The organism is Actinomyces glycerinitolerans, assembly GCF_900098745.1.
Lineage (GTDB): Bacteria > Actinomycetota > Actinomycetes > Actinomycetales > Actinomycetaceae > Actinomyces > Actinomyces glycerinitolerans.
This window is the reverse complement of record NZ_FQTT01000010.1, coordinates 140,479-143,527: the sequence shown is the minus strand read 5'-3', so window position 1 is coordinate 143,527 and position 3,049 is coordinate 140,479. Positions and strand designations below refer to the sequence as shown.

Here is a 3,049-nt window from a genome sequence, read left to right as displayed (position 1 = left end):
GTCCCCGAGGCCCCTGCCACCGCACCAGCGCCGGCAGCACACCCCGACAGCACCAGCCCAACAGCCAACGCCACCGCGGACACCCCAAGACGGAGACGGCGCCCAGGACCCAGCCCGATCTGATGGAACCTTACTGTGTTACGCGAGTCAGCCACCGTACATACTCCCCTTGTCATAGCCAGACGCGTAACTGCCGTTGAAGTCGTCGGTGATGTCTTCGAAGATGTAGTCTCCGGTGGCTGCTTCCACCATTTCGACCCACGTTGACACCTCGTCTGGGGCCATGGTGGGGTCGTCGGCTTGCGTGAGGTCGATGGTGTGGGTGCCGTCAGGGTTGGTGATGATCCAGGTGAAGGTCTTTGCCCTTTTACCGGTGTAGTCGTTGTAGCCGGTGATGGTGTAGTCCTCGGGTTTCAGTAGCCCCGCGTTAGCGGCATCCTGGATGGCAGCCGCCTGCAGGCCTTTGTCCATTCCACTTGGAGCGGCGGAACTGACCTGGGCGGCGTCGTACTCCACCACGGGCTCAAGCAGTGTTGCGGCCGCCTCGAATCCGGCGGCCCCGCCGGCAACCATGGTTGGAGGTCCTCCAACCGCCCCGAATCCGGCACCGGCGACCGTGCCGAGCACGCTGAGCGCGGTCTTGGCGGCCTCGCTGTGGTTGTCCGCCGTATTCTGGGCGGTGGAGTTGATGTCGTTTGCCTTCTTGTCCGCCAGCCCCGCAAGATACCCCGTAGCCACTGTTGCTCGATCGTATGCTTTGTTGATGTCGGCGATTTGGGTGTCGGGGTCACCGGCGTGACTGGCTGCGTCGCGTTGTGCTCGGTCGTGGGCATATTGTGCGAGCTGGGCGGCAATAGTAGCGGTCGCGTCGCAGGAGTCCGCTACCCGGTAGCCCAGAGCATTAAGGTCCGCGGCCGTGGCAGCCGGAAGCTGCTGATGCGTATTCGGATCAACCTGAGTCCGATCGCCGTTCCATGCGCGTGTGAGTTCTGCGGGACAGTTGGCCAGGAGCAGGGCGACACGGGCCTTGGCATCGTCGTCGTAGATGCCCTCATCGGTGTTCGTGGCCAGGTAGTGTATGCCGTATCCAGCCACGTTGTTGGCCTGCCTGCGTGTGGTCTCATTGGTGGCAGGACGTTGGCTGGAGGCGGCGGCCAAGGCCGCGGTGAAGCCTGCGAATCCCTGTTCGTCCCACTCCCGTTTGGATAGCTTCTCCACTAGAGACATATCCGATCCGTCTCCGCATTCGGACGCCTTGGCGAGGTAGTCGAGGGCGGCTTGAGGATTGTTGCCCATGGCGTCCAGCACTCCGGCGAGTGGGTCGAAGGACTGCCCGCCCAGGTAGGGGCCGAGGTCCTTCTTGTCATAGCGGGCGATGTCTCTATCGGTGTTGGGATCCGTGGCGCGGTCGGCGCAGGCCTTGATGGTGTTCCAATCGAGGTCGTCCAGGTTGTTCGCCAGGGCGGTGAGGAAGGTGCTGTTGAATTCCAGGTCGTTAACATGGTTGCCGTCGGCGTCATGCCCGTCGAGCATGGCGTTCAGTACGGTTATGCGCCCCCACTCGCCCTTGTCGTCGACAGACTCCTTGATCGTATTCGCCATGGACTCGCAGGTTTCTTTGTCCCAAGTGGTCGAGGCGGAGGCCAGCAGTGTGCCCAGCAACTCGGCCAGCTCGGTTCCGGCCTCCGGCCTCAGGGCATGGCTACCTGTGTCATCACTTGCGGTGTAGTGCTCCTGGACTTCCAATGGAAGGCTGGTGAGATTCTCCGGGCCGAGTGCGTTGATCAGCGCCGCTGCGTAGGCGGGGTCACCTGACCGTTCCCTCATTGCCTCAATGACTTGGTCGTAGGTGCGGCCGTTTGACGTCGACCCCACAACGAGCCCGCCGTCGATGATGGTTTGCAGGTCGTGGGCGTCAATGGTGGCCTGCGACCAGGCTGTTAAGTCATTGATCGTGTCGATGGTGGTGCCGTCTGGGACCTCGCACCGGATACCACCGTCGGCGGTCATACTGCCGACACCGGACTCGTTGACCGCGACGATAGCATCCTTGGCCTTCGCCAGATCATCTGCCCTGCACTTGACTCTGTCGATAGCGTTATTGGCTCTGGTCCGGAAGTCGGAGATGTCTACCGGGCGGTACTCATCTGTGCATTTTTCATCGATGCTGGAAATGGCGTGGGAGCAATCGTTGGCAAAGTCTAGAAGATCCTTGATGGTGGTCGCTAACTTGTCGGGGTTTAAATAGAGTACAGCCATAATGAGCGAGTCCTCCGTCTTGGTTTGTTTCGGCGACAGTGTGTGCTTATGTTATACCTGACCCCGGTCCGGCCAATGGGCGCCAGGATCGGTTTCGTCGACGTCCTCAAGTAGCGAGTTCTTCTCCGCGTTAATCATGTCCAGCAGATCACTGAAGACCTTGTCGACCGCGTCAACGTCTGTCTTCGTGTCTTCGGCGGAGGTGTCTGCCAACGGGCCAGTCCACGTGTCGGAAGAATTGACGGCGGAACTGTATTTCTGGCCCGGAGAAAGCGTCCACGGCGACAACTGCAGGAACGGTATGTTCGTGGCGAATCCCAATCCTCCATTCTTATTTGATGTGTGTTCGCTCAGGCGTTCGAGTGCCTCACGCTTCAGATTGGCGACCACGTGTTACTCCTTCGCTTCGCTGGGGCGAACAGCTCTATTGACTGGCTTTAGGGCTAATGCGTCAATGTGTCTGGCCTGAGCAGAACCGTTCTCATGGTTGTTTGGTTGGCATGGTGTTGAGGGTTTGGATCTCCGCCACGGGGATGGTGGTGGTTGTGGATGTGGTGTGAGTGTCCATCGAGCCCGAAGCGCCGTCGGTGGCGGTGTAGGTGATCGCGTAGGAGACCTTCACATCCACCGGGGTGACACTGTCCTTGAAGTGCGCGCTGGACCGGTTAAACACGATCAGGCAGTCCGTGCCCTTGGCGTCGTTCTCTTCAGTCCAGGGGATGCCGAAGCCGGTGCAGGTGGCGGTGCCGTCCTTGGGCTGGAGGGTCAGCATGGAGGCCGTGGCGGTGAT

The 3,049-nt window shown here is 60.6% G+C and carries 2 protein-coding genes and 1 pseudogene; all 3 read right to left on the bottom strand.

Going from position 1 to position 3,049, the window contains the following annotated elements:
* Positions 1-147: 147 nt before the first annotated feature.
* Positions 148-2,259: a DUF6571 family protein gene (locus ACGLYG10_RS07220; protein WP_073329800.1), complete on the bottom strand. Its 2,112-nt coding sequence runs from the start codon at positions 2,257-2,259 to the stop codon at positions 148-150.
* Between the two features lie 51 nt (positions 2,260-2,310).
* Entirely contained in the window at positions 2,311-2,649 is a 339-nt protein-coding gene (locus tag ACGLYG10_RS07215; protein WP_073329797.1) for a hypothetical protein, read from the bottom strand.
* A 91-nt stretch (positions 2,650-2,740) separates the two neighbouring features.
* Positions 2,741-3,049, bottom strand: a pseudogene (locus tag ACGLYG10_RS07210) (hypothetical protein); the annotation flags it as partial.

Excerpts from the sequence above, each read along its gene's own strand:
- ACGLYG10_RS07220 (WP_073329800.1), bottom strand. The coding sequence starts at position 2,259 with ATGGCTGTACTCTATTTAAACCCCGACAAGTTAGCGACCACCATCAAG.